We start from the raw sequence: 25,115 nt of genomic DNA, 5'->3' as shown, positions 1-25,115 counted from the left end.
TAGCTCACACCCCACGGTGACCAGCGCTTGTCGGGCAGCATCCGGCAACCGCCGGAGAGGACGGATGTCCGGCCCCTGAACGGGCACCCGCCCCAATGCAGAGTCCGCGGGTGTCCCGGCAGGCGAAACCAGACCTTTCGGCAGGTGAGACGAGATGAGTGCGCTGAGCGCGCTGGAACAGGCCCTGGAGAACCGGTGGGAGGCGCTGTGGGCGCGGGTCTTCGACAAGGAGCCCGTCGAACTCCTGGACGCCCTGCGACGCGAGTGCGACAGCAATGTGGTCGTCTGCAGCGGGCGCCGGGTCGTGGTCCCGAACGCCTACGACATCGAACTCGCGGACTTCGTGCACGACGAACTCACGCGCCGGGGCAGCCGGGTGGGCCAGGCACTCACCGACAGCCTGGCCCGGCACGGCGAGCATCACGGCTACGAGTGGGCCGGCCCGCTCACCGTGCACATCACGAAGTCCCGGCGGGTGCCCAACGGCCGCTATCGCGTGGCCAGTCGCGTGATGCCGCACGTGAGCGCCGAGGCGTTCAGGCACCCGGCAGGTGGCCCGGCAGGCAGCCCATCAGGTGGCGATCACCGGCGATAGATCGTGATCGAATGACCGACCTCGTCGATCGGACGACTGCTGTCGATCAACTCGGCCAGCCGCCCCTTCGCCTTGGCGGCCGACGAGTCCGACACGACCATCAGCCCGTGCACGTCGTCGACGGGCACCTTGCGCGGGTCGGACGCGTCGACGCCGTAGAAGGACGGCACGCCACTGCCCTTGTACACGAGCCAGATCCGCTCGCCGGGGTACCGCTCGCGCAGCCGGTCGGCGAGCCGCCCGAGGTCCTGGCCCCAGTCGACGTTGGAGTCGTGGAGCCGCAGATGGGTCGTGGCCGGTCCGCCGAACGCCTCGTTGGAGTACGGCAGATAGTAGGGAAACGTCCGCAGTGAACTGACCGCGACGAACAGCACCAGCACCCCCGTCACGACCGGCGCCCACTTCCAACGCACCGTCAGGACGCAGCCCGCCGCCACCGCCAGGAACATCGGCAGGAAGATCGCGTACCGGGTGCCGAAGTCCCGTGACCCGTCCATGGCCGCGGCCAGCAGCACCCCGGCGGGGAGCAGCAGGTACGGCGCCGCCGGACGCAGCCGCCGTACCGCCGCCACCGCGACGGCACCGGCCGCCCACAGCGCGAGCATGCCGAGCGGGGTCTTCACCAGCAGTGCGGTCGGCAGGTAGTACCAGAGAGAGCCGGTGTACAACCGGCCGAACAGGAAGCCCTCCCACGGGTAGTTCTCCAGGCCGAACTGGATGCGCATCCCGTCCCGGTACGCCTCCGGGAACGGCAGCAGATCGACCAGCAGTCCGCGCAGCCCGTGCACCGTGGGCACGTGGTCCTGGGCGGCCCACCGCAGCCGCGGATCGACGACCAGATACGAGGCCCATACGACGGCGATCGCGGCCACCGCCATGACGCCCGCACCCGCGAGCGCCCACAGCCATGTCCTACGGAGCCCGAGGCCGCGGCGCGCGCTCCACACCGAGACGGCGGCCAGCGCCAGCAGCACGGGGACCGCCGGCAGCGCGCTCATCTTCGTGGCCAGGGCCGCCCCCAGCGCCAGCCCGGCGAGCGGCAGATACAGGCGTGGCCGCCGACGCGCCCGCCACAGCAGCCACACCGACGTGAGCAGGAACCCGGCCATCGGCACGTCGAGGGTGGCCAGCGAGCCGTGCGCGACGACATCGGGGGAGAAGGCGTACAGGGCGAGCGCCGCCAACGCACCCGCGGAGCCGGCGAGTTCCCGGGCGAAGGCGAACACGACCAGCCCGAACAGGAGCGTCAGCACGATCACCGGCAGCCGGGCCCACACCATGAGCTGCCAGGGGTCGTTGTCGGACTCGTAGAGCAGATGCTGCCCCAGCAGTGGCTGCGGACCGTCGAACGACGTGTCCACGTGCGGGTCGGCCAGAGCCACCCCGACGCCGATGATCAGCTTCCCCAGAGGCGGATGCTCGGGGTTGTAGCTCAGGCCCTGACCATGCAGATACTCGGCGGCCGTGCCCACGTACACCGGTTCGTCGATGGTCGGGGTCTGCTGCACGGCCGTCGTCACCATCGCGACGGCCATCTGCGCGAGCAGCACGACCACGAGGAGCGGCACCAGCCACCGCCTGCCGAACCACCGGCCGGCCGGACTCGCCGCCGTCCCCTCCGGCCGAGGCCGCTCGTCGCCGTCGAGCGGCCCGGGATCGAGGACCGTGTGCTGTTCGCTCGCCATCATCCGCCCCGCGGAGGCACCGGGCGGGCGGTGGCGGGAGTGATCCGGAGGCACTTCATGGCGCCTACTCTCGCATCAGCTCCCGCCACTCGGGCGTCACCGCTTCAGGAGTCGTACCGACAGACCTTCCGCCGTGTAGACGGGTACGGCCCGCAGTGTGTCGGAGTTCAGTTCGACGCGGTCGAACTGGCCCCGCAGCCCGGCGGCGCCGAGGACGCGCACCGTGCTCCCCGCGGCCGGCGGCTTGTCGGCGTCGAGCCGCAGCGACAGCACGCTGCCCGCGCCGAGCACCGCGCGCCGCGTCACCTCAAGGGCGGGCCCGCGGCCCGAACGCAGCGTGACCTCCAGCGCGGACGACTCCTGTGCGTACGTGCCGTGGATCTGCACCGACGACTTGGTCGCCACCCGCAGTGTGCCGCCCGACACCCGGACGTCCCCGTGCCCGAGCGCGTGGGCCGAACCGGCGGCCAGCACACCGTCCTTCAGCACGGTCCCGCCCGTGTACCGGTTGTGGCCCGTCAGCGTCAGCGTGCCGGTGCCCCGCTTGGTCAGGGAGCCGCGCCCGTCGATGTCGTTGCGCCAGCTGTCGGCCGCGCCGAAACCGCCGGCGGCCGCGTCGAGCGTGACGGTCACGCCGGAGTCGAAGGCGCCGTAACCGTCGGCCGCCGCGAAGAGGTTGAGCCGACCCCACTGCTCGAAGCCGTCCAGCAGGACGTACCCGGAGGGCAGCGCGGTGGTCCTGAGGACCTCGCGCCGCTGGGCCGCGTCCAGGTACGGCAGCCGCGTCTCGAGCAGCACCTCCGCGCCCTTCGGCACGGTCAGGGGCTCGTTGCCGCCGTCCCGGTTCAGCACGTACGTCAACCGGGGCTTGACGGCCTGGGCGTTGTCGTCCCGGTCCGCGTACTGGTCGTCGGCGTCCGAGTGGGCGTAGGCGAAGAGCGTGTCGGCCGTGGTGCCCGTCTGCGCCTGGAAGTAGGCGAGGGCCTGGGCGCGCGCGGCGGCCTTGAGGTCGGCGTTCGCTGAGTCGGCCAGAGCGGCGGCGGCCAGCGCGGTGGCCATGATGCGGCCGCCGAGGACGTCGACCGTGGAGTGCATGCCCGACATGATCCGGGTGTGGCTGAGCTCGAAGGCCCGGGTCACCAGCTCCTGGAAGCGCTCCGGTACGGCGTACGCGAACGCCAGGCCCGCCAGGTGGAAGGCGTTGGTGTGGCCGCTGGGGAAGCCGCCGTCCTCGGCGCCGTTGGTGCTGCGCTGCCGCAGCAGCTGCGTGACGACGACCACCTCCGAGTCGTACACCGGGTAGCCGAGCGCGTCCTTCGCCCCCGTGTCGACGACCTCGCTGTCCTCGTTCATGCGCCACGGACGCGGGTACTGGAAGGCGAACTTGCCGGGGTTGCCCGAGGCGTACGGGCCGCGCACCGTGTCGACCAGCTTGGCCACCTGGCCGAGCGCCGAGTCGTAGGAGCCGGCGCCGAGCGCGGATCCGGCGGGGGCGTCGGCGGGCACGGCGTCGCTGATCGTGGTCGCGGGCGTGGTGTCCGGCGCGCTGGTGATCGAGGTGACCGCCTTGGCACCGGACTTGTACAGGTCCGCCAGCGGGCCCAGGGCGGCGATCATCGCGTAGCTCTGGTGCTGCCGGTCGTAGACGAACGCCTCCTTCGCCTGCGCCTCCGTGCGCGCGGACGTGATCCGGGCGCAGTAGCGCATGTTGGCGCGCAGCACCTCGGGCCGCAGCGGCGTGCCGGTGTTCCAGGCGGCACCCGTCTTCCACACCTCGGCCATGCCGCCGAGGACGCGGACCACGGCGTTGGTCTCGGGCGTCAGGTTCGCCACGACGTTGGACTTGTAGTCGTCCACGAATGCGGCAGCTGCCGTGGCGGCCTTCGCGTCCGCGGCGCCCAGCCAGGAGGCGAAGGTGGGCGCGGCCAGAACACCGGCCGAGGCGCCCAGGGAGGTCTTGAGGAAACCCCTGCGCTTCATGGCGCGTTCGGTGACCGACACGGGGGAGTGGTGCCCGGCGGGTGACGGCATGCGTCTGCCTCTCTTGAGTTCAACGGCCGTGCGGCCGGGGGAGGTGGTGCGATCGATGCGGCTCATGGTGCGGCAGATGACACAGGAGTCGAATGCGTTTTCTCAAGCCGTACGAGCGAAGATCTACGGGCGAGTTGTGTCGGATCGGGGCTGATCCGGTGACCGACACCTGTCATACGAGTGAACGGGCCATCGCCACCGCTCCGTCGACCGGAGCCGCGCGCAAGGGCCTCGGACGAGCCCTGGGCACGCGTTCGGCCAGGGACGACACGAAGGCGTCGTACAGGGCGGGTTGGGCGAGGATCGTGCTGCCCGCGATCACCACGTCGTCCACGGGCACCCCGCGCGTGGCGAGCCGTTCGACGAGAGCGGCGAGCGCGTGTCCGCCCTCGGAGATGACGGTCCGGGCGAGCGGTGAGCCCGCTTCGGCGGCGGCGAACACCACGGGTGCGTGCCGGCCCCACTCGGCGGAGATGTCGGTGGCGCGCTCGAGCGCCGCTCCGAGCGCCGGTACCTCGGCGACACCGAACGCGCTGATGAGGCCCTTGGCCAGTGCGTCCGGTTCCGCGCCGCGGTCGTGGGCCGCCCATACGGCTCGCGCGGCCTCCCGGACGAGACCGGCCGCGCCGCCCTCGTCGCCGAGGGCCGCGCCCCAGCCGCCGACCTTGACGGGGCTGCCGTCGCCGAGGCGGCCGACCGCGACCGAACCGGTGCCGGCGACCAGGCCGACGCCCCGGTCCAGACCGCCGGCGGGTACGAGGAGTTCGGCGTCGCCCATGACGAGCGCGGGCGCGTCGAAGTGGAGTTGCAGGGCGGTGCGTATCTGGGTGCACTGCCGGGGTGTCTCGCAGCCGTGCCCGCCCACGGCGACCGCGGACGGGCGGGAGCCCGCCGGCAGTGCCTCGGCGATCAGCGCGGCCAGCCAGCCGGCGGCGGCAAGGGGGTCGTGCGGCCGCCAGCCGCTGCTCGGCCGGACGTGATCGGCGACGGAGTGCCCGCCCGCGAGGGCGCGCAGATGCGTCTTGGTGCCGCCCACGTCGATACCGACCACGAGAGGGTCAGAGGGGGGAGCGTCCTGCACGGGTCCTCTTTCGTCGTTGCGCAAGGCTTCGACGGTGGGCGAACCGTACCTGGAACAGGGTGAGTTGAAGAACTAGGGAAGCCCCGGGACGGGCTTCTGACGGACCACGGCAGGCGAGTACCGTGACGTTCGTTAGGAAGTTAACTAACCAAGTACAGTGCGTCAAGAGGCATCGCACACCCGATCCTCGCGGCGGCTTGTCCAGACCGCCGCGGGACGGGAAACCGCGAGGCCAGGGCATCCCATCGCCGCACCCTGCTCAGACGACCGATCCGGGCGTGCGGCCCTTGACCTGTGTGGGAGAACTGTGGAACACGACGTGGCGAAAGCCCCCCGCCTGACCGAGAGCGCGAGCGCGGTGTTCGCCGTGCTGGCGGGGGCGGGCCGGGCGACCCGGCCGCAGCTGGCGAGCCTGGCGGGCCTGTCGAAGCCGACGGTGTCCACCGCCGTGGCCGAACTGGAGACCGCCCGTCTCGCCGCCCATTCCGGCACCGCCTCCAGTGGCACCGGACGCACCGCAGCCGTCTACCGGCTCGGTCCGGCCGCCGGGTCCGTGCTCGCCGTCGATCTCGGCCCCGCCCTCACCCGGGTGCGCGGCTGCGCCCTCGACGGCACCCTCCTCGCCCAGGCCACCGGCGCCCGTGAGGACGCCGCCGACGTGGTGCGCGAGGCCCTCGAAGCGTTGCCCGCCGACGCGCCGCTGCGCACCATCGTCGTCGCCGTCGGTGACGTCACCGCCCAGGAGCAGGAGGGCGCCGTGGAGCGCCCCGCGACCGCGAAGGCCCGCCCCGTCTTCGACGCCATGGCCGTCGCGCTGCCCCCGGGTGTGCCCGTGCACCTCGAGAACAACGTGAACTGCGCCGCGCTCGCCGAGCTGCACGAGGGCGCCGCCCGCGGCCAGCACTCCTTCGGCTATCTGCGGATCGGCGTGGGCATCGGCCTCGGCATCGTCGTCGGCGGCCATGTGCTGCGCGGAGCGAACGGCGCCGCCGGAGAGCTGGCCCGGCTGCCCTACCCCTGGGACGACGACCGCGAGCCCCGCCAGGAGGCCCTGGAGGAGTACATGGGCGCCCGCTCCCTGCTGAGACGGGCCGCCGAGGCCTGGCCGGACGGCGACGGGCCCTTCCCTGACACCGCCGAGCGGCTCTTCGCCCTCGCCGGGGAGGGCAGGGCCGCGGCCCGCGACGTCGTCGGCCGTCATGCGGCGGACGTCGGCCGGCTCGCCGCCGCCGTGACCGCCGTACTGGACCCGGGACTGATCGTGCTGGGCGGGAGCACGGGCGCGGACCCGCAGCTCCTGCCGGGGGTCCGTACCGAACTGGAACGGCTGAGCTGGCCCACCGAGGTGGTCAGCAGCACGGTCGGGGACCTGGGCACTGTTGTGGGCGCCGCCCGCCTCGCGGTCGCCCGGGGAGTCCAAACCGTGACCGCATCCGGGCGGACGAAGGATTGACGGTTTCGGACTCGGTCTGCCAATGTCCGGACAAGCGCTTTCTAAGTCGGCCGGGACGTCGGCTTGGGCGAGCGTCCCGCCCGTACTCGACGTACGGCAACCGCACCAGGGCGTGCTTGTGCGGCGACGGCCACAGCGGCCGGGGACCCTCACCCGTCAGGATGACGCGGCCGGGCGAGGCCGCGCCCTCGGAAAGCGAACCTTCCTGACAAAATGCACCCGTGCCGCTTCGGTCGGCGCCGTGCTCCGTCCCCTACGACGAAAAAGGGATCGAAGATGACCACTGTAGGTGTGCGGCGCTCTCGCCGACTCGGCCGCGGCGGTATGCGCCGCATGGTTCCCCTCGCTGCCGTGGCCACGGCAGGTGCTCTGCTGCTCTCCGCCTGCGGAGGAGGCTCCGACTCGGGCGGTACCTCCAAGTCGCTGACGTTCTGGATCTCCACGGTTCCGGGGCAGGACGCGGGCTGGAAGAAGATGGTGGCGCAGTACAAGAAGGAAACCGGCGTCGCCGTCAAGCTCGTCAACATCCCCTACGACGGCTACACGACGAAGCTGCACAACGCCGCGCAGGCGAACTCGCTGCCCGACGTGGCGGCCGTGCCGGCGCTGGACCCGATCTGGTCGAACAAGCTGATCGACCTCAGCTCCATCGCCAACAACAAGACCAACAAGATCAACGCCAACTTCGTCGCCAAGGACTCGTCCGGGAAGGTGCTGTCCATCCCCTCGGACGTCACCGCGTCCGGCATGTTCATCAACAAGTCGCTCTTCGAGAAGGCCGGCGTCTCCTTCCCGACCTCGCCCTCGAAGACTTGGACCTGGACCGAGTTCATCAAGGCGGCGAACGAGGTCCGGGAGAAGACCGACGCCAAGTACTCCCTGACGTTCGACCAGTCGCCGTCCCGGCTCCGCGCCATGGTGTACGAGATGGGCGGCCAGTACGTCCACGCGGACTCCTCGGGCAAGTTCTCGGTGGACGCGGCGACCAAGAAGGCCGTGAACACCTTCGTCGGATGGAACGACGACAAGGTCATGCCGAAGTCGGTGTGGACCAGCGGCGCCGACCCGGCGGCCATGTTCCAGAGCGGTGACGTCGTCGCCTACTGGTCCGGCGTGTGGCAGGTTCCGGCCTTCGCGGACAGCATCACGAAGTTCGAGTGGGCGAGCGTTCCGACTCCCGCCCAGCCGGTGCAGGCCAGCGATGTCAACAGCGGCGGCATGACGGTGGGCTTCAACAACAACGCGGACGCGTCCAAGGCCGCGACGAAGTTCTTGTCCTGGCTGTACGAGCCGGCCCACTACAAGGCGCTGTGCGAGGCGTCCGGGTTCCTGCCCGTCGAGAGCGGTCTGAACCCGACGTACCCCTTCAAGTCCGAGGCGGCGCAGGCGGCGTTCAAGCTCTACAACGAGTCGATCCCGCTCTACGCCCCGATCTCCGGCTACTTCAACAGCGCGCAGACGAACTGGGTGCTGAAGGGCAAGAGCCTCACCGAGGACCCGACCAAGACGGAGCTCGGCAAGGCGATCAACGGCCAGCAGTCGGCCGACAAGGCCCTGCAGAACATCGTGGACGGCTACAACCAGCAGGTCGGCGGCTGAGCGTAGACCAGAGGGCCGGGCGGCGGGTCGAGATACCGCCGCCCGGCCCTGGGCGCCTACGCGATGCCGGGCTCAATGCGTGAGCCCACAGCAATCCAATCCACCAGCACGGAGTCAGGAAGATGACAAAACGCGCCTCGGACGTGTCCGTGAGCTCGCCCAGGAGACGCAATAGCTACACCATTGCGCCGCTCGTCCTCATCGCGGCCAATGTCGTGCTCTTCTCGCTGTTCTTCGTCTGGCCGGCGGTGATCGGGCTCGTCTACTCCTTCACGAACTACACGGGCGTAGGGGCGTTCCAGTTCGTCGGACTGGACAACTATCAGAACCTGTTCGGCGACTCCATCTTCTACGACGCGCTGTTCCGGACGCTGCTGTACGCCGTGCTCGTCGTTCCGCTGAACTTCGCGCTCTCGCTGCTCATCGCCAACCTGGTGGTGAGCAAGCAGGCCAAGGGCGCGTCGATCGCCCGTGTCATCTTCTTCATCCCGTGGCTCATCTCGCCCATCGTCGTGGGTGTCCTGTGGCGGTGGCTGTTCGGTGAGAACTTCGGACTGATCAACTACGTCATCGAGAAGCTCGGCGGGAACGCGATCGCGTGGCAGTCGAACGCGGACCTGTCGCTGGGTGTGGTGGTGATGGCGGGCGCCTGGTGGGGAACGGCCTTCTCGATGCTGTTGTTCATCGCGGCGATCAAGAACGTGCCCACCTCGTACTACGAGGCGGCCTCGCTCGACGGCGCGGGGCCCTGGCGCCAGTTCATCAGCATCACACTGCCGAGCATCGCGCCCACCTCCTTCATCGTCATCCTGCTCAACACGATCAACGCGATGAAGGAATACCCGCTCTTCCTCGCCCTCAACAACGGCGGACCGGGAACGTCCAACAACCTGATGGTCCAGTACATCTACCAAACCGGCTTCAAAACGGGCCAGATCGGCTACGCGAGCGCCGCGTCGTTCGTGCTCATGCTCATCCTGATGGCCGTCGCGATCATCCAGCTGATCGTCAACCGGCGGATGGAGAACCGATGACCACCACAGACACGCCGCGTAAGATCGACGCCGGTTCCGTACGGGCCCTCTCCAAGAGGCGGCCCCGCAACGCGGGCAGCGGTGGGCTTCGGCGAGCGGTACCCGCGACGACCCTGCTGTGGATCCTGGCGGCCCTCTACGGGCTGCCGGTGCTGTGGTTCGTCCTCAGCTCCTTCAAGCCGGCGGGAGACCTGTTCTCGCTTCCGCTGACGGTGCTTCCGCACAACCCCACCCTGTCGGGTTACGAGGCAGCGTGGGACAGCGCGAATTTCTCCCAGTACTTCATCAACACGGCCATCGTGTGCGTGATCACGACGATCCTCACGGTGGGAGCCAGCTGCTGCACCGGGTACGCGCTGGCCAAGTACGACAACAAGTGGCTCAAGGTCTTCTTCATCTGCATCCTGGCCACCACGATGCTGCCGTCCGAGGTCATGCTCGCCCCGGAGTTCCTGGTCGTCCGCGACCTCGGCCTCTACAACTCGTTCGGCGGCATCATCCTCCCGGCCGTGCTCACCGCGACCGGATGCTTCATGTTCCGCCAGTTCTTCCTGACGGTCCCCGACGAGCTCATCGAGGCCGCCCGCATCGACGGCGCCCGCGAACTGTCGATCTTCCTGAGGATCATGGTGCCGATCTCCCGGCCCATCATGCTGACCCTCGCCATCCTGTCGTTCCAGTGGCGGTGGAACGACTACATCTGGCCGCTGCTGATGCTCAACGACCCCGACAAGTTCACCGTGCAGATCGGCATCCAGAGCCTCGTCGGGGCGCAGAACATCAACTGGTCGGTGCTGCTCGGCGGATCGGTCATCTCCATGATCCCGCTGATCGCCGTCTTCCTGGTTTTCCAGCGTTACGTCATGAGCGCCGACATCAATGCCGGACTGAAGGACTGACCTTGCCCACCCCGCTCGACCACGAGTTCGTCCGCGCGGTGGCCCGCGCGGCCGACCGGCCGGCCGCCCCGTTGGCGGCCGGCCCGGACGTGGAACCCGCCGGTGTGACCCACCGCGTTCTGGCCCGCCGGGTGAAGACCCTGGTCGCGGCGTACCGTTCCCCGGACTCGGCACTGCACGGCAGCAGCCAGGCCGTCGCCGCCACGATGACCCATCTCCGTGCCCTGCGGGCCGTGCAGACGGCCTCCGGCCTCTTCGCGGGTGGCGACAACGTGCAGTCACCGCCGGACTCCGCGTTCACCGTCAACGACGTGTGCGACGCGCACGTCCTCGCCGCCGGCGCGGGGCCGGAACTGCACGACGTCACTGCCGCGCTCGCCGAGATCGTCGGCGCAGCCACCGCCGGTCTCCTGACGGGTGGGGTGCACACCCCCAACCACCGCTGGGAGCTGTGCGCCGCGCTGGCCCGGCTGCACCGGTCATTCCCGGACGGCCGGCTGCTCGACCGCGTCGAGGAGTGGCTCGCCGAGGGCGTCGACATCGACGCGGAAGGCCTGTACTCGGAACGCAGCGCCAACTACGCGGCCCATGTGTCCAACCCGTCGCTGCTGCTGCTGGCCGAAGTGCTCGGCCGCGCCGACCTCCTGTACACCGTCGAACGCAATCTCGCCACCACCCTGGACCTGATCAGGCCGGACGGCACGGTGGAGACCGTCCACTCGCGACGGCAGGACCAGTACCGCCCGTTCCCGTTGGCGCCCTACCTGCCGCACTACCGGCTGCTCGCGATCCGCACCGGCCGGGGCGACTTCGCCCGGGTGGCGCGGCTGGCGGCCGCCGGCGGTATCGACGACCCCGACCTGCTCGCCGAGACACTCCTCACCCCGGACCTGTGCCGCGCCCTGCCGGCCCCGACTGCGGAGCCCCTTCCGCGCGACCGGTACCTCACCACCGCACGCCTCGCCGCACGCGCCTCGGCCACCGCGCACACGGTGGTGTACGGCGGCTCCGACGTGCCCGAGCACCGCCGCATCCGCTCGGGCCTCGCCTGCAACCCCACCTTCCTGCGTCTGTTCGCCGGCGACGCCGTCCTCGACGCGGTCCGTCTCTCGCGAGGCTTCTTCGACCTGGGCCCGTTCCGCGCCGCCGACATGGAACAGCTCGCCGCCAACCGGTACCGGCTCACCGAAACCCTCACGGCCGCCTACTACCAGCCGCTGCCGAAGGGCGAGAGGCGGGACGACGGCGTCTACCGGCTGGTGGACGAGGGACGCTTCTCGGCCGCGATGGCCTTCCCGGACCGGCCTCGGGACGAGGTCTCGCACACGACCCGCGTCGAGGTGGACCTGAGGGAAGACGGTGCCGACCTGCGGATCGACATCAACGGACCACGGGTGCCCTGGGCCCTCGAACTGACCTTCCGGCCGGGCGGCGTGGCAGAGGGCGCCGTACCGATCGGCGACGGACGCTGGTGCCTGACGACCGGGCCGATGACCTACCGGGTCGGTGACGACGAGATCCGGGTCGAGGCCGGCGTCGAGGCAGGCGAACCGCTTGCCGGGCCGGACCGGAGTGACGTACTGCGGTACGACCCGGGTCAGGACTACACCGTGGTGGGCGGCACCGACGCGACGACCGGGAACCGCGTCTACATCGGTGGACTCGGCCCGCAGACACTGACCGTCGCAATGCACGCCCGCCGCCCCGCACCCGTCTTGTGACCCCGACGACCCACGCCATGGCCACCTCCGGCATGAAGGGCTGATCCACCCGTGCACCTCCTCCACCAGCGCGGCCCGCTGCACGACCTCCCGGATACCCCGGAGGCGTACGACACCGTCCTCGCCGACGTCGTCGAGCAGGCCCTGGCCCGGCTCACGCCGGAGGGCAACCTCGAACACCCCGACTGCGTCGACGACATCGGCGACACTGCCCTCGGCATCACCTCGCTGCTGGCGCTCGCCTGGCAGCGCGGCAAGGACCCGCGGCTGCCGGAGGCGGTGCACCGCAGCCTCGACTTCCACCTGAACGAGCGGGTGTACACCGAGGACAACGCCGGCTACCCGAACCTGAGGGTCCGCAACTCCGGGCTGCCGTATGCCCGTTACACCCTCGCTGCCGGAGCACACCCCATCGGCGACTGGCCGAGCACGGTGTGGGCGCTGCTCCAGGCGGTCAACGTGCTGGACGCGGCGGACGGACTCGTCGACGACGAGCAGCTGTCGCGGTTGCTGGACGTGGCGCGCGGTTACTGGCGCTGGCTGACCGAGGCGACCTTCTTCAACCCGCAGGAGGCAGGCAATCAGGCGATCGGCTGTGTGGTCGGCGGCCTGATGCTGGCGGCCCATCTGCCGGGCCCGGAAGGGGAGTCGGTCCGCGCGCGGGCCCTCCAGCTGTACACCGAGAAGATCCGTGCCCACCGGGTCGAGGACCGCGGCGCGGCCCTGCCCCCCGAGCACGGCGGCGCCTACGACAACAACTACGGCCCGATCTCCCTGTCCTTCCTCGCCCAGGCCCACCGGGTCAGCGGCGAGGAGATCTTCGCGGAGGACGGCGAGGCGCTCGCCCGCTACATCGACGCCCGCCTGACGAACGGCGGCTTCGACAACGGCGGCCCGCGCTACAGCGAACAGCACTCCGCGTTCGAGTCGGTCCTCGGCCTGCGCTACTTCGGCGCCCGTATCGGCGCCGACCTCGGCCGCTACCGGGGCGACAGCCGCTGGGCCCGGCACGCGGTCAAGGCGGACGGCGGGGTCGACGGGCACTTCGCGTGGATGCTGGTCTGGCAGATCCAGGACACCACGCGCTGGCACCGGGAGCCGTCCACGGCGATCGCCCGTCACCAACTGCGCGCGGGCACCGTGTCGGTGGCCTTCGACACCAGGATGACTCCGGCGGTCGTCGAGGCCGCGGGCACCTACTACCTGCCGGCGGCCGTCAACCGACAGCACGGCTTCGGCCCGGTCGTCGACGGCTTCCTGCTGTGCCGTCCGATGGGCGAGGTCCGGGTGCGTGACGTGCGCGCCGACGGCCTCGCGGCCAAGCTGGTCACCAAGCCGGTCGTCGGCCGCGACCACGTCCTGCGCCACATCCAGTCCCTGTACGTCACCGACGGCACGAGCCTGTGGGTGACGGTCGCGGTGGAGCGGCTCCCCGGGAGGCCGTACCTCCTCGCCGGACTGCCGTACGCCACCGACGACGGCGACCGGGTCCTCAGGACGGCGGAGGGTGAGGTCACGTCGGCGGGCGAACTGCGGCTGACGCACCCGCAGTCGGAGGGAGCTCACCACTTCGACGCCCGCGCGGAGCTCACCCAGGAACAGGCGGCCTTCGCTCTCGCCGCCGACCCCCGCGGCTACGGCAACCCGGACGAGGGCTGGCGTCACCTGGTTTCTTCTACGGCACTGGAGGCGGCCCCCGCCCCCGGCGCACCGGAGGACCTGCACGTCTTCGCCGTGCGCTACGGGCCCGGCGGTCCGTTCGCGCCGGCGTTCGAGCGCGACGGGGAAGTCCTGACGGTCCGCACCGAGGCGTTCACCGCGCGGCTCGGAGAGGTCGCGGGCGACGCCCACGGCGAGCCGGTACTGACACTGTCCGTCTGAGTCACAGGGGAAGGCCGAGCGATTTCTCGCTCGGCCTTCTCACACTTCCGCGTCCACGCGCGGCAGCGCAGTCATCGGCACCACCAGGTCCGCCCGCCCCCGCGTCCCCGCGACCAGCTCGGCGTTGCGCTGATCGGTGCGGAGCACCCAGGCCACCGCCTCCTCGTGGGCCTTGCCGAACTCCTCGTGCCGGGCGACGAGCCGCCGGACGCGCTCGTCCTCGTCGAGCGCGCAGAACCACACCTCGTCCAGTTGGGGCCGGAGCAGGGCCCACGCACCGGTGTCGAGGAGCAGATAGTTCCCCTCGGTCACGATCAGCTCGGCGGTCGGCGGCACCGGGATCGCCCCCGCGATCGGCTGCTCCAGCACTCGCTCGAAGCCGGGCGCGTAGACGATGCCCCCGTCGGTCTCCTCGCGCAGCCGACGCAGCAGAGCCGCGTACCCGGCCGCGTCGAAGGTGTCGGGCGCGCCCTTGCGATCGCGCAGGCCGAGCCGGTCCAGCTCGACGTCGGCGAGGTGGAAGCCGTCCATGGGGACGTGCGCGACCCACGGCTCACCGGACCCGTTGAGCGCGCGCACCAGATGCTCGGCGAGCGTCGTCTTGCCCGCGCCGGGGCTGCCGGCGATGCCGAGGATCGCGCGCCGCCCGGGCCGTGTGAGGCCGCGGGCGCGCGTGAGGAGGTCGTCGAAAGTCAGCCGCACACCGCAGAGTGTGTCACCCGGCGTCGAGTCGATGACTTCAGGAACAGGGCGCAGTCTGGTCAGTGAGGGGGAGGAGGGAGCCCGCACCTTGCCCGACGACGAAACGCAGATCCGCACCCTGATCACCCGATGGGCCGAGGCCGTCCACCGGGGCGACCTCGACGGCGTCCTCGCGGACCACGCCGAGGACATCGTGATGTACGACGTACCGCCGCCGCACGACGGCATCCGAGGCCTCGACGCCTACCGCGCCGCCTGGCCGCCCTTCTTCGCCTGGCAGGCACAGGGCGCCTGCTTCGACATCGACACCCTCGACGTGACCGCCGGAACCGACGTCGCCTACGCCCACGCCCTGCTGCGCTGCGGCACCCCGGAGGAACTCGCCGCCTACCCCACCCTGCGTCTGCGCCTCACCTTCGGCCTGCGCAAGGAGCGGGGCCGCTGGCTGGTCGCACACGAGCACCACTCGTTCCCGCACGACTGAGCGCGGCGCCGCCTTGGCGGGAGTCCGGTCGGTGATCAGGCCCAGGGGGACGCGGGCATGCTTGCCGCGCTCCTGGTGTCGGGCTGTCGGGCGTGGCCTCGGACCGGATCGGCCGCGAGACGGTGCTGCTGCCCGCGCCGGCCCTGCCCGCAGCGACGATCGGGCTCTCGGCGATGTTCGCATGCGCCGGGCTGCGGGCGCGCTGTTCCCGGCCACGCGCCGTGAGGCGTCAGGCACCTGGCCGAACTCCACCCGGCACGCCTGTCCGATACGGGTTAGTTTGCTGATGTTTTCCTGCTCCGGCTCCCGTCTTCGGGTCTGAGAAGCCCTACGACGTGTAGGGGTGAGGGGTGGACGATGGGTCACGGCGAGAACGCGATGCTTGTCGGTATGCGACGGCGCGATCCGGCGACCGTGTCCGGCGCGTCCCGGCGGGCGCGGGGTGACGGCCTGCTCGCCGTGGTGGCCGTCGCCTTCACGGTCGCCCAACTCGCCCTTGTCCGCCCGGGCATGGGCCTCGGCTGGGACGAGACGGTCTACGTCAGCCAGGTCGGCACCCAGGCCCCGGCCGCCTTCTTCAGCGCACCGCGCGCCCGTGGTGTCTCCCTGCTCGTGGCCCCGATCGCCGGCTGGTCGGACTCCACCCCGCTGCTGCGCGTCTATCTCGCGCTGCTGTCCGGCCTCGGCCTCTACCTCGCGCTGCGCGCCTGGCGCGGACTGTTCCCCGCCCGCGTCCTGGCCGCCGCCGGCGCCCTCTTCGGCTCGTTGTGGGTGACGCTGTTCTACGGCCCGCAGGCCATGCCCAACTACTGGGTCGCGATCGGCGCGCTGGCCTGCGTCGGCTGCTTCCTGCGGGCCCGGGCGGACAGGATCGACCGCGCGGCCCTGTGGGGCGTCGTGGCGGGCGCCGCGCTCATGGCGTGGATGCGGCCCACCGACGCCGTGTGGGTCACGCTCCCGCTCCTCGTCCTCGCGGCCGTGGCCCGCCACGGCCGGCTCGCCGCCGCACTCGTGGGCGGACTCGTCGTGGGCGCCGGCCAGTGGGTGATCGAGGCGTACGTCGGTTACGGCGGCCTGGGGCAGCGTCTGTCCGACGCCTCCCGGATCCAGGGCGGACTCGGATGGCATTTCGCCGTCGACGACCAACTGCGCAGCCTCGTCGGCCGGACCCTGTGCCGCCCGTGCACCGGATCGATGCCGCACCCCGCGGTCATGGCCTGGTGGTTCGTCCTCCCGCTGCTCGCCGCCGTCGGCCTTGCCGTCGCGGTCCGGGCCCGGCGCACCGGGCGCACCTCGCTCCCGCTGCTCTGCGCCACGACGGCCGCCGTGCCGTACCTGTTCATGATCGGCTACGCGGCGCCCCGCTTTCTGCTCCCCGCCTACGCGTTGCTCGCGATCCCGGTCGCGGACGCGCTGTTCCACCTGGTCACCACGCCGAACGGCCGATGGCGCCCGTTGGCGGCGACCCTCGTCGCGCTCGGGTTGGCCGGACACCTCGCCGTGCAGTACGCCGTCCTGGACCACACGGCGCGGCGCACCACGGCCCTCCACCGCGACTGGGCCCGCACCGCGGCCGAACTCCACCGCCTCGGAGTGCGCCCGCCCTGCCTGCTCATCGGGCACCGGGCGATCCCGATCGCCTACTACACCGGCTGCTCCTCGGCTGCGACGCACGGCAACAACGCCAACAGCACCAAGGCCGACATCCTCCGCACCGCCCGCCGCATGCCGGTGGCTGCCATCAGCCGGCCCGGCGACCCGCCACCCGCGTACGCCCGCGACTGGGTGGCCCACCGGTCCGCCCCCCTGCACGTCCACATCGCGCCGAGCGCACGCGAGGACGGGCCCGCATGACGTCCGAGCAGATCACCGTCGCGCCCGCCCGCAGACGCGCCCACTGGCACACCGCCCTCACGCTCGCCGTCCTGGTGACCGCGGTCTGCCTGGCCCGACGCCACTGGCCCGTGCTGGAGACCGGGGCCCTGCGCCTCGCCGTCGCCGACCACGGCTGGCTGCTCGTCGCCGCCACGGCCGCCGCCGCGACCTGGGCGTGCGCCGCGCTCGCCCAGCAGGGCGCGGTGCTACGGCCACTGCCCTCCCGGCGGCTGGTGGCCGCGCAGTTCGCCGCCTCCGCCGCAGGCCAGCTGTTGCCCGCCGGTCTCGGCGCGGGTGCGGTGAACCTCCGCTTCCTCATGCGCTGCGGGCTGCCGGCGGGCCGCTCGGCGACCGCGCTCGCGGTCAAGGCCACGGCCTGCGGGGTCGTACGGGGAGCCCTGATCGCCGTACTCGCGGCAGCCTGTCCCGGCACCCTGGGGCTTGCGCACCTTTCCGCCGGCTGGATCGCCCTGGCCGTCGCGGCCATCGGCCTGATCGTCCTGCTGGGCGGCGCGCTGTGGCCGCGGTGGCGACGGGCGCCGGCCCTGGTGCTCGCGGACATCCGGGCCGTTCACGCGCGACCGCACCGGGCGGCTGCCCTGTGGGGCGGTTCGCTGGGCTTCGCCGTACTGCACGCGCTTGTGCTGATCGCCGTCACCCGGGCCGTCGACCTGCCCCTGGCCCCGGTCCGGGTGGCGCTGCTCTACTTCGCCGCGAGCAGCGCGGCCGCCCTGCTGCCCACCCCGGGCGGCCTCGGCTCCCTCGACGCCGCGCTCGCCCTCGCGTTCACCGCCACGGGAGCGCCGGCCGCTGCGGCCGCCTCCGCCGTGCTCGGCTACCGGCTGCTGACCGTGTGGCTCCCGCTGGTCCCGGGTCTGGTCGTGCTCGGGGTGCTGATCCGGCGCAAGGCCCTCTGAGCACGACCGGTGTTTCCCGTCCCCCGGGTCCTGGTAGGACTTCCGTTGTCGGCCCGGAGGCGAGGGGGAGTGCCATGACGTGGAACGAGAACGGCGGGCGGTTAGGGGAGGAGTTCTTCACTCCCGGGACCTCGTCCTTCGCCGATTTCCTGGCGGCACACCGGCCGGAGCTGCTGAGCACACGCCGCGTCCTCCCCGACGGCGTGGTGGCCGCACCCGACCAAGTGCCGCACGGCACCACCGTGCTGGCCCTCGCCTACCGCGACGGCGTGCTGATCGCCGGCGACCGCAGGGCCACCATGGGCAACCTCATCGCCCAGCGCGACCTGGAGAAGGTGCACCCCGCGGACGACTACACGGCGGTCGCCTTCGCCGGTACCGTCGGACTCGCCCTGGACATGGTCAAGCTCTACCAGGTCGAACTGACGCACTTCGAGAAGATCGAGGGCGTCGCGATGAGCCTCGACGGAAAGGCGCGGCGCCTGGCCGGCATGATCCGGCAGAACCTCGGCCAGGCCATGCAGGGCCTCGCCGTCGTACCGCTCCTCACCGGCTACGACGCCTCGGCCCCCGAGGGCGAGAAGGGCCGCATCTTCAGCTTCGACGTCGCCGGCGGACTGTACGAGAAGACGGACTTCCACGCCGAGGGCTCCGGATCGCCGTACGCCCGGGGCGCGTTGAAGAAGCTGTTCCGCAAGGGCATGGACCGGCGCGAGGCCGCCCTGTCCGCGCTGCAGGCCCTGTACGACGCGGCGGACGACGACTCCGCGACCGGCGGCCCGGACATCAACCGCCGTATCTTCCCCATCGTCTCGGTCATCACCGAGGACGGCTTCGAGCGCCTGTCCGAGACGGAGACCGAGAACCTGAGCCGCGAGATGGTCGAGCAACGCAGCAGCAGGCCGGACGGACCGAACGCGAGCCCCTGACAGGGGACTTTCCCCGCTCATGGGGAAGACGTGCCACGGCCTTTTACTGCACACGCCTAGCAAGTGGGGCAGGACGGCACAAGGCTGCTGATCGCGGCCGCACGCCGAAAGGAAGAACCCCCGCCCGATGACGGCCGCCCCTGACTCCGCTCCACCCCTCCTCCCCGCCACCGCCCCCGAGAGGGGCTCGGCCCGGCACCGCGTCCGTGGCTCCATGACGCGGCAGGAGTGGATCAGGGCGGGCGGCACGCTCCCGTCGCGGTCAGTGGCCGACGGGCCTGGCCGCCGGCGGGCTCCAGCCCGTCGCCCCGGCCCAGCGCTCGGCGGCCCTCATCAGGACCACGGTCGCCGGAGCCTTGATCTGCCCGTTCGCCAGGAGGTCGGGCACGCTCCCCGCCAGCCGCCGTTTGAAGTCGCCCCACGCCGCACGGGCCACCGGATCGGCCCGCAAGTAGTCCCGGAACAGCAGGGCGAGGCGCGCGCCTGCGCCCCCGTCCTCCCGGACATGCACATTGCACCGCCGCGCTCCGACGGGCGGTGCGAAGACCAGCTTCCGGCACTCCTGTCCGGACGACGTCTCCGACCGGTTCCACGGCTCCGGCCGCAGCCGGAAGCCGATCGCGCCGAACAGCCGGGTGACGCGGACCTCGTCGATCCGCGCCACCCGCACCTGGACGTCCACACAGTCCTTCGCCGCCAGCCCCGGCACGGAGGTGGAACCGACGTGGTCGACAGCCAGGGCGACACCCCCCAGCGCCCGGGCCACCTGTGCGGCGATCACCTCGAACTCCTGCCGCCACTCGGGCCGGTGGTCCACCACGGTCGCCGTGCTCGGCTCATCGGGAAAGGGCATGGCACGGTCCTACCCAACGTGCAGTGATCATCCCCGCACCTTGAACTCCTTGCGCCACTTGGTGAACTGCTGCTCCGGGTCCCCGGTGTACGACCACGGAGTACGCGTGGCCCGCGGCCCGAGCATCCGCAGCAGCGGGGCGGCGACGTCCGTGAGTCCCGCGTGACAGGCCGCGTGGGCAAGGTAGTTGAGGTCGCGCAGCTCGCCGGGGATGACGACGCTCTCGGGCCGGCCCGAGATCCAGCGCTGCCAGGTGCGCCGTACGTCGCTCACGGCCCCGTCGTTGCTCCAGTGCTGCCCGAACCCCACGGCCGCCTGCCCGCCCTCGGCCACGTCCAGGGCGTACCGGTACTCCTCGACCCGGGCGTACTGCACCAGCACCGGCAGTGCGCAGCCGGGCGGCGCCACGCCGGCCGCGTCGCGGGCGAAGTCGTACATCAGACCGTGCGAGCCGTGCCAGCGTGACGAGTAGTAGTGCAGCACCTGGAGATGGCCCTCCACGCTGTACGGGTCCCGTCCGTGCAACTGGTCCCACCAGCGCGCCAGTTCCTGCCTCCGCACCCCGGACGGGTACAGCCGTGCCACGGAGATGAGCGAGACCCATGGCGTCGGGTCGTCGAGGTAGGCCTCCGCGGCCTGGAGACAGGTCAGCACGGCGGCGTCGATGCGGTTCGGGTCGATCGGCACGCCTCGCCCCGCGGAGATGGCCAGGTTGAACGCCCGGGCCGTCTCGGTCGCCGCGCGCAGCAGCAGCGCGTCGGCGCTGTGCGGCTCCGCGGCCAGCCACGACTCCGCCGTCGAACTGTCCGCACAGGCCTGGGCGAGCACCCGGACCCGGTGGCCCCGGGCGAGCCAGTCGGGGCCGGTGGCCCGCAGCAGCTCGCGCAGTCCCTGCCAGCGGCCGATGACGATGTCCTGGCGGGCGGTGGTGAGGGGGACGTCCCCGCAGTCGGGATCGAAGTCGGGAGCGAAACGGCCTCGCGCCATCGGAGTACCCCTCAGAAGTCGGTGGGGAGACCCTGGTGGACACGGGAGGCCCCGGCCGGCGCGCCCACCGGGACGTAGTCCACCTGGACGGTGCGGCTGGCGTCCAGTCTTGCGGGCCGGTAGTACTCGCTGCCCCGCTTCCAGTACCAGAGCATCGGGACCAGGCCCACGGCCAGCCCGCCGATGCCGATCACGACCGCGGCGGTGTCGAGCTCGCCCAGCGACTCGAAGAAGATCCAGAACATGAACAGGGCGCCGAACAGCGGCCACAGCCCGCCCAGGACGAAGTCGGTCACCGACTTCAGCAGCATCTTGCGGTAGGCGACGACCACCGCGAGTCCGGCCAGTCCGTAGTAGACGGCGATCTGCAGACCGATCGCCGAGATGGCGTCGGAGAGGATGTCGCCCACCGTGCCCAGGGAGTTGGCGGCGATGAACATCACCAGCGCCACCGCCCCGACCACCACGATCGCGACCCAGGGCGTGTTCCACCGGCGGTGCACCCGGCCCAGCGCGGACGGCATCGTACGGTCCCGGCCCATCGCGAACAGCGAGCGCGTGACCTGGATGAGCGTGGTCTCCAGCGTGGCGATGGTGGAGAGCATCACCGCCACGATCAGCAGCTTGCCGCCCCAGCCCGGCCAGACCTCCTCGCCGAGCACGGCCAGCACGTTGGCGTCGTTGTCCTCGATCTGCCGTGAGGAGAGGATGACGTTCACCGCGATGGTGAACACCTCGAAGAGCAGGAAGACGATGCCGACCCCGATCAGCCCCGCGAGTCCGGTCGTACGGCGGCTGTTGCGGGTCTCCTCGCTCAGGTTGCTGGTGACGTCCCAGCCCCAGTAGTAGAACGCGGCGATCAGCGCGCCCGAGGCGAAGCCCGCCATCCCGTCGAAGTGGCCGAAGCCCAGCCAGGACCAGTCGAACGCACGGGCGTTGCCGGTGTGGAAGAAGGCGAGCACCGCGAACACGGCCAGAATGGCCAGCTCGACACCGGACATGAGGAGCTGCGCACGGACGGTGAGGCGGGCGCCACCGAGCACCACAAGCAGCATGACCAGGAACCAGCCGGCCCCCACCACCGTGGACAGCGCGGTGTTCTGCGCGAGCTTGTCGTCGAAGAGGGCGAGCGTCATCGACCCGGCGGGCAGCGAACCGGCCACCATGAAGATGGTCGCCGAGATCACCAGCGCCCAGCCGCTGATGAAGCCCAGAAAGGGATGCAGCGTACGCCCCACCCAGGAGTAACTGGCGCCCGCGTTCACGTCGATCCGGCCGAGATAGCTGAACGCGAGCGCGATGCCCAGCATGGGTATCGCGCAGTACAACAGGGCCGCCGGGCTGGCCAGTCCCACCGCACCGACCAGCACCGCGGTGCTCGCGGCGATCGAGTACGCGGGTGCACTGCCCGCTACGGCCATCACCACGGTGTCGAACGTGCCGAGGGCATTGGCCTGCAGCCCTCTGCCCCTGCTGTTGCTCATGGTCGCGCTGCTCTCCGGTCAGGGGCGGTGAAGGGTGAAGGGTGAAAGGAGGGGAGAAGAAAGGGGTGTTGAATACCGTCCGGTCGCTGCGTCGACGGACGGTCACTCCGTGTGTGCGAGTGATGATAGCCCTATTTCTTGACCTTTCAAGATTAACTGGGGGGTAACGTTCCGAACCGTCGAGGGCCTTGAGCTCAGTCCCCGATCCGGTCGATCTGGCGGAGCTTGTTGGTGGCGTCCAGAGCCGCGATCTTGTAGGACTCCGCCAGTGTCGGGTAGTTGAACACCGCGTCGACCAGATAGTCGACGGTGCCGCCGCAGCCCATCACGGACTGGCCGATGTGGATCAGCTCGGTGGCCCCGGTGCCGAAGCAGTGCACGCCGAGCAGGCTGCGGTCCTCGGGGGAGACCAGCAGCTTCAGCATGCCGTGCGAGTCGCCGATGATCTGTCCGCGGGCCAGTTCGCGGTAGCGGGATATCCCGACCTCGAAGGGGACGCATTCCTCGGTGAGTTGGTCCTCGGTCCGTCCCACGAAGCTGATCTCCGGGATGGTGTAGATGCCGATCGGCTGGAGGTTGTGCATCCGCCCGACGGGCTCTCCGCACGCGTGGTACGCCGCTGAGCGTCCCTGTTCCATCGAGGTCGCGGCGAGCGCCGGGAAGCCGATGACGTCGCCGACGGCGTAGATGTGCGGCACCTCGGTGCGGTAGTGCTCGTCGACCGTGATCCGGCCGCGCCGGTCCGCCGACAGGCCCGCCTTGTCGAGGTCGAGGTCGTCGGTGAGCCCCTGCCGGCCCGCCGAGTACATGACCGCGTCGGCGGGGATCTTCTTGCCGCTCTCCAGGATGGTGAGCGTGCCCCGGGGGTGGCGCTCGACCGCGGCCACCGTCTCCCCGAAGCGGAACGTCACGGCGAGGTCCCGCAGGTGGTACTTGAGCGACTCGATCACCTCGATGTCGCACATGTCGAGCATCCCGGCACGCTTCTCGACCACGGTGACCTTGCTGCCGAGCGCGGCGAACATGGACGCGTACTCCATGCCGATGACACCGGCGCCGACGATCACCATGGAACGTGGCACCCGTTCGAGGTTGAGGACGTTGTCGGAGTCCATGATCGTGCGTTCGTCGAACTCGACGCTGTCCGGCCTCGCGGGCTTGGTCCCGGTGGCGATGACGATGTGCTCGGCGCTGATCAGACGTTCATGGCCGGTGACCTCGCGCAGGGCGACGGTGTGGTCGTCGACGAAGCGGCCGGTGCCGGCGTAGAGGGCGACGTGGTTGCGGGAGAGCTGGCTGCGGATGACGTCGACCTCGCGGCCGACCACGTGCTGGGTGCGGGCGGTCAGGTCGGCGACGGTGATGTCGTCCTTGAGCCGGTAGCTCTGGCCGTACAGATCGCGCTGGGTGAGACCGGTCAGGTAGAGGACCGCCTCGCGCAGGGTCTTGGAGGGAATGGTGCCGGTGTGGATGGAGACCCCGCCGACCATGTCGGGGCGGTCGACGACGGCGACCCGGCGGCCCAGCTTGGCCGCGGCGATGGCGGCCTTCTGGCCGCCCGGACCGGATCCTATGACAAGCATGTCGAAGTCGGGCACCCTCAGGAGTCTGGCAGCCGGAAGACCCTTTTCGAAAGAGTGAACAGGTAACCATTGCCCCGGTGAAGTGCCGGATCGCGAGCGGAAGTTGCGTGGGCGCACCACGATGCCTCCGTCTCTCCACGGGGACAGACCGGGCGGCGCCGCGCGATAATGCGCCTATGGGTCACCGACTCGCCGACGCGAGCACACCGGCCCGGCTGGCCGCCCCTGACGAGGGCATCGGCCGGGACGAACTGGCGCTCGCCACCCGCAACCACGGACTGCCGCTCGAAGCCCTGCGCTACGACCTCACCCCGCCGGGCCTGCACTACGTCCTGACGCACTACGACATCCCGTACGTCCCCGAAGACACCCCGTGGCGGCTGGCCATCGGCGGCCGGGTCCGCCGCCCGCTGACGCTGACCCCGGCCGACCTGCGTACCTTCCCGCAGGTCACCACCCGGGTCACGATGGAGTGCGCGGGTAACGGCCGGGCCCTGCTCACCCCGCGGCCGGTCAGTCAGCCCTGGCTGGTCGAGGCCGTCGGCACCGCCGAGTGGACGGGCGTACCGCTGCGGCTGCTGCTCGCCGAGGCCGGTCTGGCGACCGATGCCGTCGACGTGGTGTTCACCGGCGCCGACCACGGCGTGGAGCGCGGCGTCGAACAGGACTACCAGCGGTCCCTTCCCGTCGACGTGGCCACGGGTGACGAACCTGAAGTGCTCGTGGCGTACGCGATGAACGGCGCCCCGCTGCCCCCGCAGCACGGCCACCCCCTCCGGCTGGTCGTGCCCGGCTGGTACGGCATGGCGCACGTGAAGTGGCTGCGCGAAGTCACCGTCACCGACACGCCGTTCACGGGATTCCAGCAGACCGTCGCCTATCGCCTCAGGCAGCACCCCGGGGACGAGGGCGAGCCGGTCACCCGGATCGCACCGCGCGCCCTGCTGGTCCCGCCCGGATTCCCGGACTTCATGTCCCGGGCCCGCGTGGTCCGGCCGGGCCCGGTGACGCTGGAGGGGCGCGCCTGGTCGGGGCGGGCACCGGTGACACGGGCCGAGGTCAGCACGGACGCGGAACGCACCTGGCAGGAGGCCGAGTTGGAACCGGACAGCGGTCACCGGTGGGCGTGGCGCCGCTGGCGTATCACCTGGACCGCGACACCGGGCGAGCATGTGCTGAGCGCCCGGGCCACCGACGCCGAGGGTCACACCCAGCCGCTGGACCAGCCCTGGAACCGCGGCGGCTTCGCCAGCAACCTGGTGCAGCGGGTGCCGGTGCTGTGCCTGGACGAGGACGCACCGGACTGAGGGGCCCGGCCGGTG

20 protein-coding genes are annotated in these 25,115 nt (G+C 71.0%); 12 read left to right on the top strand and 8 right to left on the bottom strand.

The features are described from left to right. The first annotated feature begins 154 nt into the window (after positions 1-154). Positions 155-595 (top strand): DUF3662 domain-containing protein, encoded by a 441-nt coding sequence (locus tag IG08_RS0122010; protein WP_052424824.1) that lies wholly within the window; start codon positions 155-157, stop codon positions 593-595. Here the strand turns inward: IG08_RS0122010 and IG08_RS0122005 are convergent. From IG08_RS0122005 to IG08_RS0121995, 3 genes are all read right to left on the bottom strand, one after another. Further along, a complete protein-coding gene (locus IG08_RS0122005) occupies positions 583-2,283 on the bottom strand; it encodes a phospholipid carrier-dependent glycosyltransferase (RefSeq protein WP_078655686.1) in 1,701 nt (566 codons plus the stop codon). The two genes, IG08_RS0122010 and IG08_RS0122005, sit on opposite strands and share 13 nt — an antisense overlap. A gap of 93 nt (positions 2,284-2,376) precedes the next feature. Beyond that, positions 2,377-4,311 (bottom strand): phosphatase PAP2 family protein, encoded by a 1,935-nt coding sequence (locus tag IG08_RS0122000; RefSeq protein WP_030605142.1) that lies wholly within the window; start codon positions 4,309-4,311, stop codon positions 2,377-2,379. 172 nt (positions 4,312-4,483) lie between these two features. Next, positions 4,484-5,392 carry an N-acetylglucosamine kinase gene (locus IG08_RS0121995; RefSeq protein ID WP_030605139.1) on the bottom strand — a complete coding sequence of 303 codons (909 nt, stop codon included), beginning with the start codon at positions 5,390-5,392 and terminating at the stop codon, positions 4,484-4,486. 319 nt (positions 5,393-5,711) lie between these two features. On the opposite strand from IG08_RS0121995, the gene IG08_RS0121990 reads away from it, so the two are divergent. The 6 genes from IG08_RS0121990 (at position 5,712) to IG08_RS0121965 (ending at position 13,979) form a co-directional block, all read left to right on the top strand. Next, positions 5,712-6,845 carry an ROK family transcriptional regulator gene (locus IG08_RS0121990; RefSeq protein ID WP_234342936.1) on the top strand — a complete coding sequence of 378 codons (1,134 nt, stop codon included), beginning with the start codon at positions 5,712-5,714 and terminating at the stop codon, positions 6,843-6,845. A 276-nt stretch (positions 6,846-7,121) separates the two neighbouring features. Next, positions 7,122-8,444 carry an extracellular solute-binding protein gene (locus IG08_RS0121985; protein WP_030605134.1) on the top strand — a complete coding sequence of 441 codons (1,323 nt, stop codon included), beginning with the start codon at positions 7,122-7,124 and terminating at the stop codon, positions 8,442-8,444. A gap of 122 nt (positions 8,445-8,566) precedes the next feature. Next, complete coding sequence (locus tag IG08_RS0121980) at positions 8,567-9,478, top strand: carbohydrate ABC transporter permease (protein ID WP_030605132.1); 912 nt, start codon at positions 8,567-8,569, stop codon at positions 9,476-9,478. After that, on the top strand, positions 9,475-10,377 hold the full coding sequence (locus IG08_RS0121975) for a carbohydrate ABC transporter permease (RefSeq protein WP_030605129.1): 903 nt from the start codon (positions 9,475-9,477) through the stop codon (positions 10,375-10,377). Before IG08_RS0121980 ends, IG08_RS0121975 begins: the two co-directional genes overlap by 4 nt. A 2-nt stretch (positions 10,378-10,379) precedes the next feature. Beyond that, positions 10,380-12,098 (top strand): hypothetical protein, encoded by a 1,719-nt coding sequence (locus IG08_RS0121970; RefSeq protein ID WP_030605125.1) that lies wholly within the window; start codon positions 10,380-10,382, stop codon positions 12,096-12,098. A 51-nt stretch (positions 12,099-12,149) separates the two neighbouring features. Further along, the gene (locus IG08_RS0121965) at positions 12,150-13,979 is read left to right on the top strand and encodes a hypothetical protein (RefSeq protein ID WP_030605121.1); all 1,830 of its coding nucleotides are present in this window, start codon (positions 12,150-12,152) and stop codon (positions 13,977-13,979) included. A 39-nt stretch (positions 13,980-14,018) separates the two neighbouring features. Here IG08_RS0121965 and IG08_RS0121960 read toward each other — a convergent pair whose 3' ends face one another. After that, on the bottom strand, positions 14,019-14,681 hold the full coding sequence (locus IG08_RS0121960) for a nucleoside/nucleotide kinase family protein (RefSeq protein WP_030605118.1): 663 nt from the start codon (positions 14,679-14,681) through the stop codon (positions 14,019-14,021). A gap of 88 nt (positions 14,682-14,769) precedes the next feature. Between IG08_RS0121960 and IG08_RS0121955 the strand changes: the two genes are divergently transcribed. The 4 genes from IG08_RS0121955 (at position 14,770) to prcB (ending at position 18,886) form a co-directional block, all read left to right on the top strand. After that, complete coding sequence (locus tag IG08_RS0121955) at positions 14,770-15,165, top strand: YybH family protein (RefSeq protein WP_030605115.1); 396 nt, start codon at positions 14,770-14,772, stop codon at positions 15,163-15,165. Between the two features lie 357 nt (positions 15,166-15,522). After that, complete coding sequence (locus IG08_RS0121950) at positions 15,523-17,019, top strand: membrane protein (RefSeq protein WP_030605112.1); 1,497 nt, start codon at positions 15,523-15,525, stop codon at positions 17,017-17,019. Next, entirely contained in the window at positions 17,016-17,957 is a 942-nt protein-coding gene (locus IG08_RS0121945; protein ID WP_030605109.1) for a lysylphosphatidylglycerol synthase transmembrane domain-containing protein, read from the top strand. Before IG08_RS0121950 ends, IG08_RS0121945 begins: the two co-directional genes overlap by 4 nt. Positions 17,958-18,031: 74 nt before the next feature. Continuing rightward, a complete protein-coding gene (gene prcB, locus IG08_RS0121940; protein ID WP_030605106.1) occupies positions 18,032-18,886 on the top strand; it encodes a proteasome subunit beta in 855 nt (284 codons plus the stop codon). Between the two features lie 262 nt (positions 18,887-19,148). Here the strand turns inward: prcB and IG08_RS0121935 are convergent, their stop codons facing one another. The 4 genes from IG08_RS0121935 to sthA all read right to left on the bottom strand — a co-directional run bounded on the left by IG08_RS0121935 (position 19,149) and on the right by sthA (position 23,808). After that, on the bottom strand, positions 19,149-19,739 hold the full coding sequence (locus IG08_RS0121935) for a GrpB family protein (protein ID WP_030605104.1): 591 nt from the start codon (positions 19,737-19,739) through the stop codon (positions 19,149-19,151). Between the two features lie 27 nt (positions 19,740-19,766). Continuing rightward, on the bottom strand, positions 19,767-20,726 hold the full coding sequence (locus IG08_RS0121930; RefSeq protein ID WP_030605103.1) for a hypothetical protein: 960 nt from the start codon (positions 20,724-20,726) through the stop codon (positions 19,767-19,769). A gap of 11 nt (positions 20,727-20,737) precedes the next feature. After that, on the bottom strand, positions 20,738-22,210 hold the full coding sequence (locus tag IG08_RS0121925) for an APC family permease (RefSeq protein ID WP_030605100.1): 1,473 nt from the start codon (positions 22,208-22,210) through the stop codon (positions 20,738-20,740). Between the two features lie 194 nt (positions 22,211-22,404). Continuing rightward, complete coding sequence (gene sthA, locus IG08_RS0121920; RefSeq protein ID WP_030605097.1) at positions 22,405-23,808, bottom strand: Si-specific NAD(P)(+) transhydrogenase; 1,404 nt, start codon at positions 23,806-23,808, stop codon at positions 22,405-22,407. Between the two features lie 161 nt (positions 23,809-23,969). Here sthA and IG08_RS0121915 point away from each other — a divergent pair, with 161 nt between their 5' ends. Continuing rightward, positions 23,970-25,100, top strand: a complete 1,131-nt coding sequence (locus tag IG08_RS0121915; protein ID WP_030605094.1) for a sulfite oxidase — start codon at positions 23,970-23,972, stop codon at positions 25,098-25,100. Positions 25,101-25,115: the final 15 nt, after the last annotated feature.

Origin of the sequence: Streptomyces fulvoviolaceus (assembly GCF_000718165.1) — a bacterium.
GTDB lineage: Bacteria > Actinomycetota > Actinomycetes > Streptomycetales > Streptomycetaceae > Streptomyces > Streptomyces fulvoviolaceus.
The sequence above is the reverse complement of the archived record's forward strand: the minus strand, read 5'-3'. Positions and strand labels throughout refer to the sequence as shown.

What these genes read in the sequence shown, in the direction of transcription:
- IG08_RS0122010 (WP_052424824.1), top strand. Translation starts at nt 155, where the DNA reads ATGAGTGCGCTGAGCGCGCTGGAACAGGCCCTGGAGAACCGGTGGGAG.
- IG08_RS0122005 (WP_078655686.1), bottom strand. Translation starts at nt 2,283, where the DNA reads ATGATGGCGAGCGAACAGCACACGGTCCTCGATCCCGGGCCGCTCGAC.
- IG08_RS0122000 (WP_030605142.1), bottom strand. Translation starts at nt 4,311, where the DNA reads ATGCCGTCACCCGCCGGGCACCACTCCCCCGTGTCGGTCACCGAACGC.
- IG08_RS0121985 (WP_030605134.1), top strand. Translation starts at nt 7,122, where the DNA reads ATGACCACTGTAGGTGTGCGGCGCTCTCGCCGACTCGGCCGCGGCGGT.
- IG08_RS0121980 (WP_030605132.1), top strand. Translation starts at nt 8,567, where the DNA reads ATGACAAAACGCGCCTCGGACGTGTCCGTGAGCTCGCCCAGGAGACGC.
- IG08_RS0121975 (WP_030605129.1), top strand. Translation starts at nt 9,475, where the DNA reads ATGACCACCACAGACACGCCGCGTAAGATCGACGCCGGTTCCGTACGG.
- IG08_RS0121950 (WP_030605112.1), top strand. Translation starts at nt 15,523, where the DNA reads ATGGGTCACGGCGAGAACGCGATGCTTGTCGGTATGCGACGGCGCGAT.
- IG08_RS0121945 (WP_030605109.1), top strand. Translation starts at nt 17,016, where the DNA reads ATGACGTCCGAGCAGATCACCGTCGCGCCCGCCCGCAGACGCGCCCAC.
- prcB (WP_030605106.1), top strand. Translation starts at nt 18,032, where the DNA reads ATGACGTGGAACGAGAACGGCGGGCGGTTAGGGGAGGAGTTCTTCACT.
- IG08_RS0121935 (WP_030605104.1), bottom strand. Translation starts at nt 19,739, where the DNA reads ATGCCCTTTCCCGATGAGCCGAGCACGGCGACCGTGGTGGACCACCGG.
- IG08_RS0121930 (WP_030605103.1), bottom strand. Translation starts at nt 20,726, where the DNA reads ATGGCGCGAGGCCGTTTCGCTCCCGACTTCGATCCCGACTGCGGGGAC.
- IG08_RS0121925 (WP_030605100.1), bottom strand. Translation starts at nt 22,210, where the DNA reads ATGAGCAACAGCAGGGGCAGAGGGCTGCAGGCCAATGCCCTCGGCACG.
- IG08_RS0121915 (WP_030605094.1), top strand. Translation starts at nt 23,970, where the DNA reads ATGGGTCACCGACTCGCCGACGCGAGCACACCGGCCCGGCTGGCCGCC.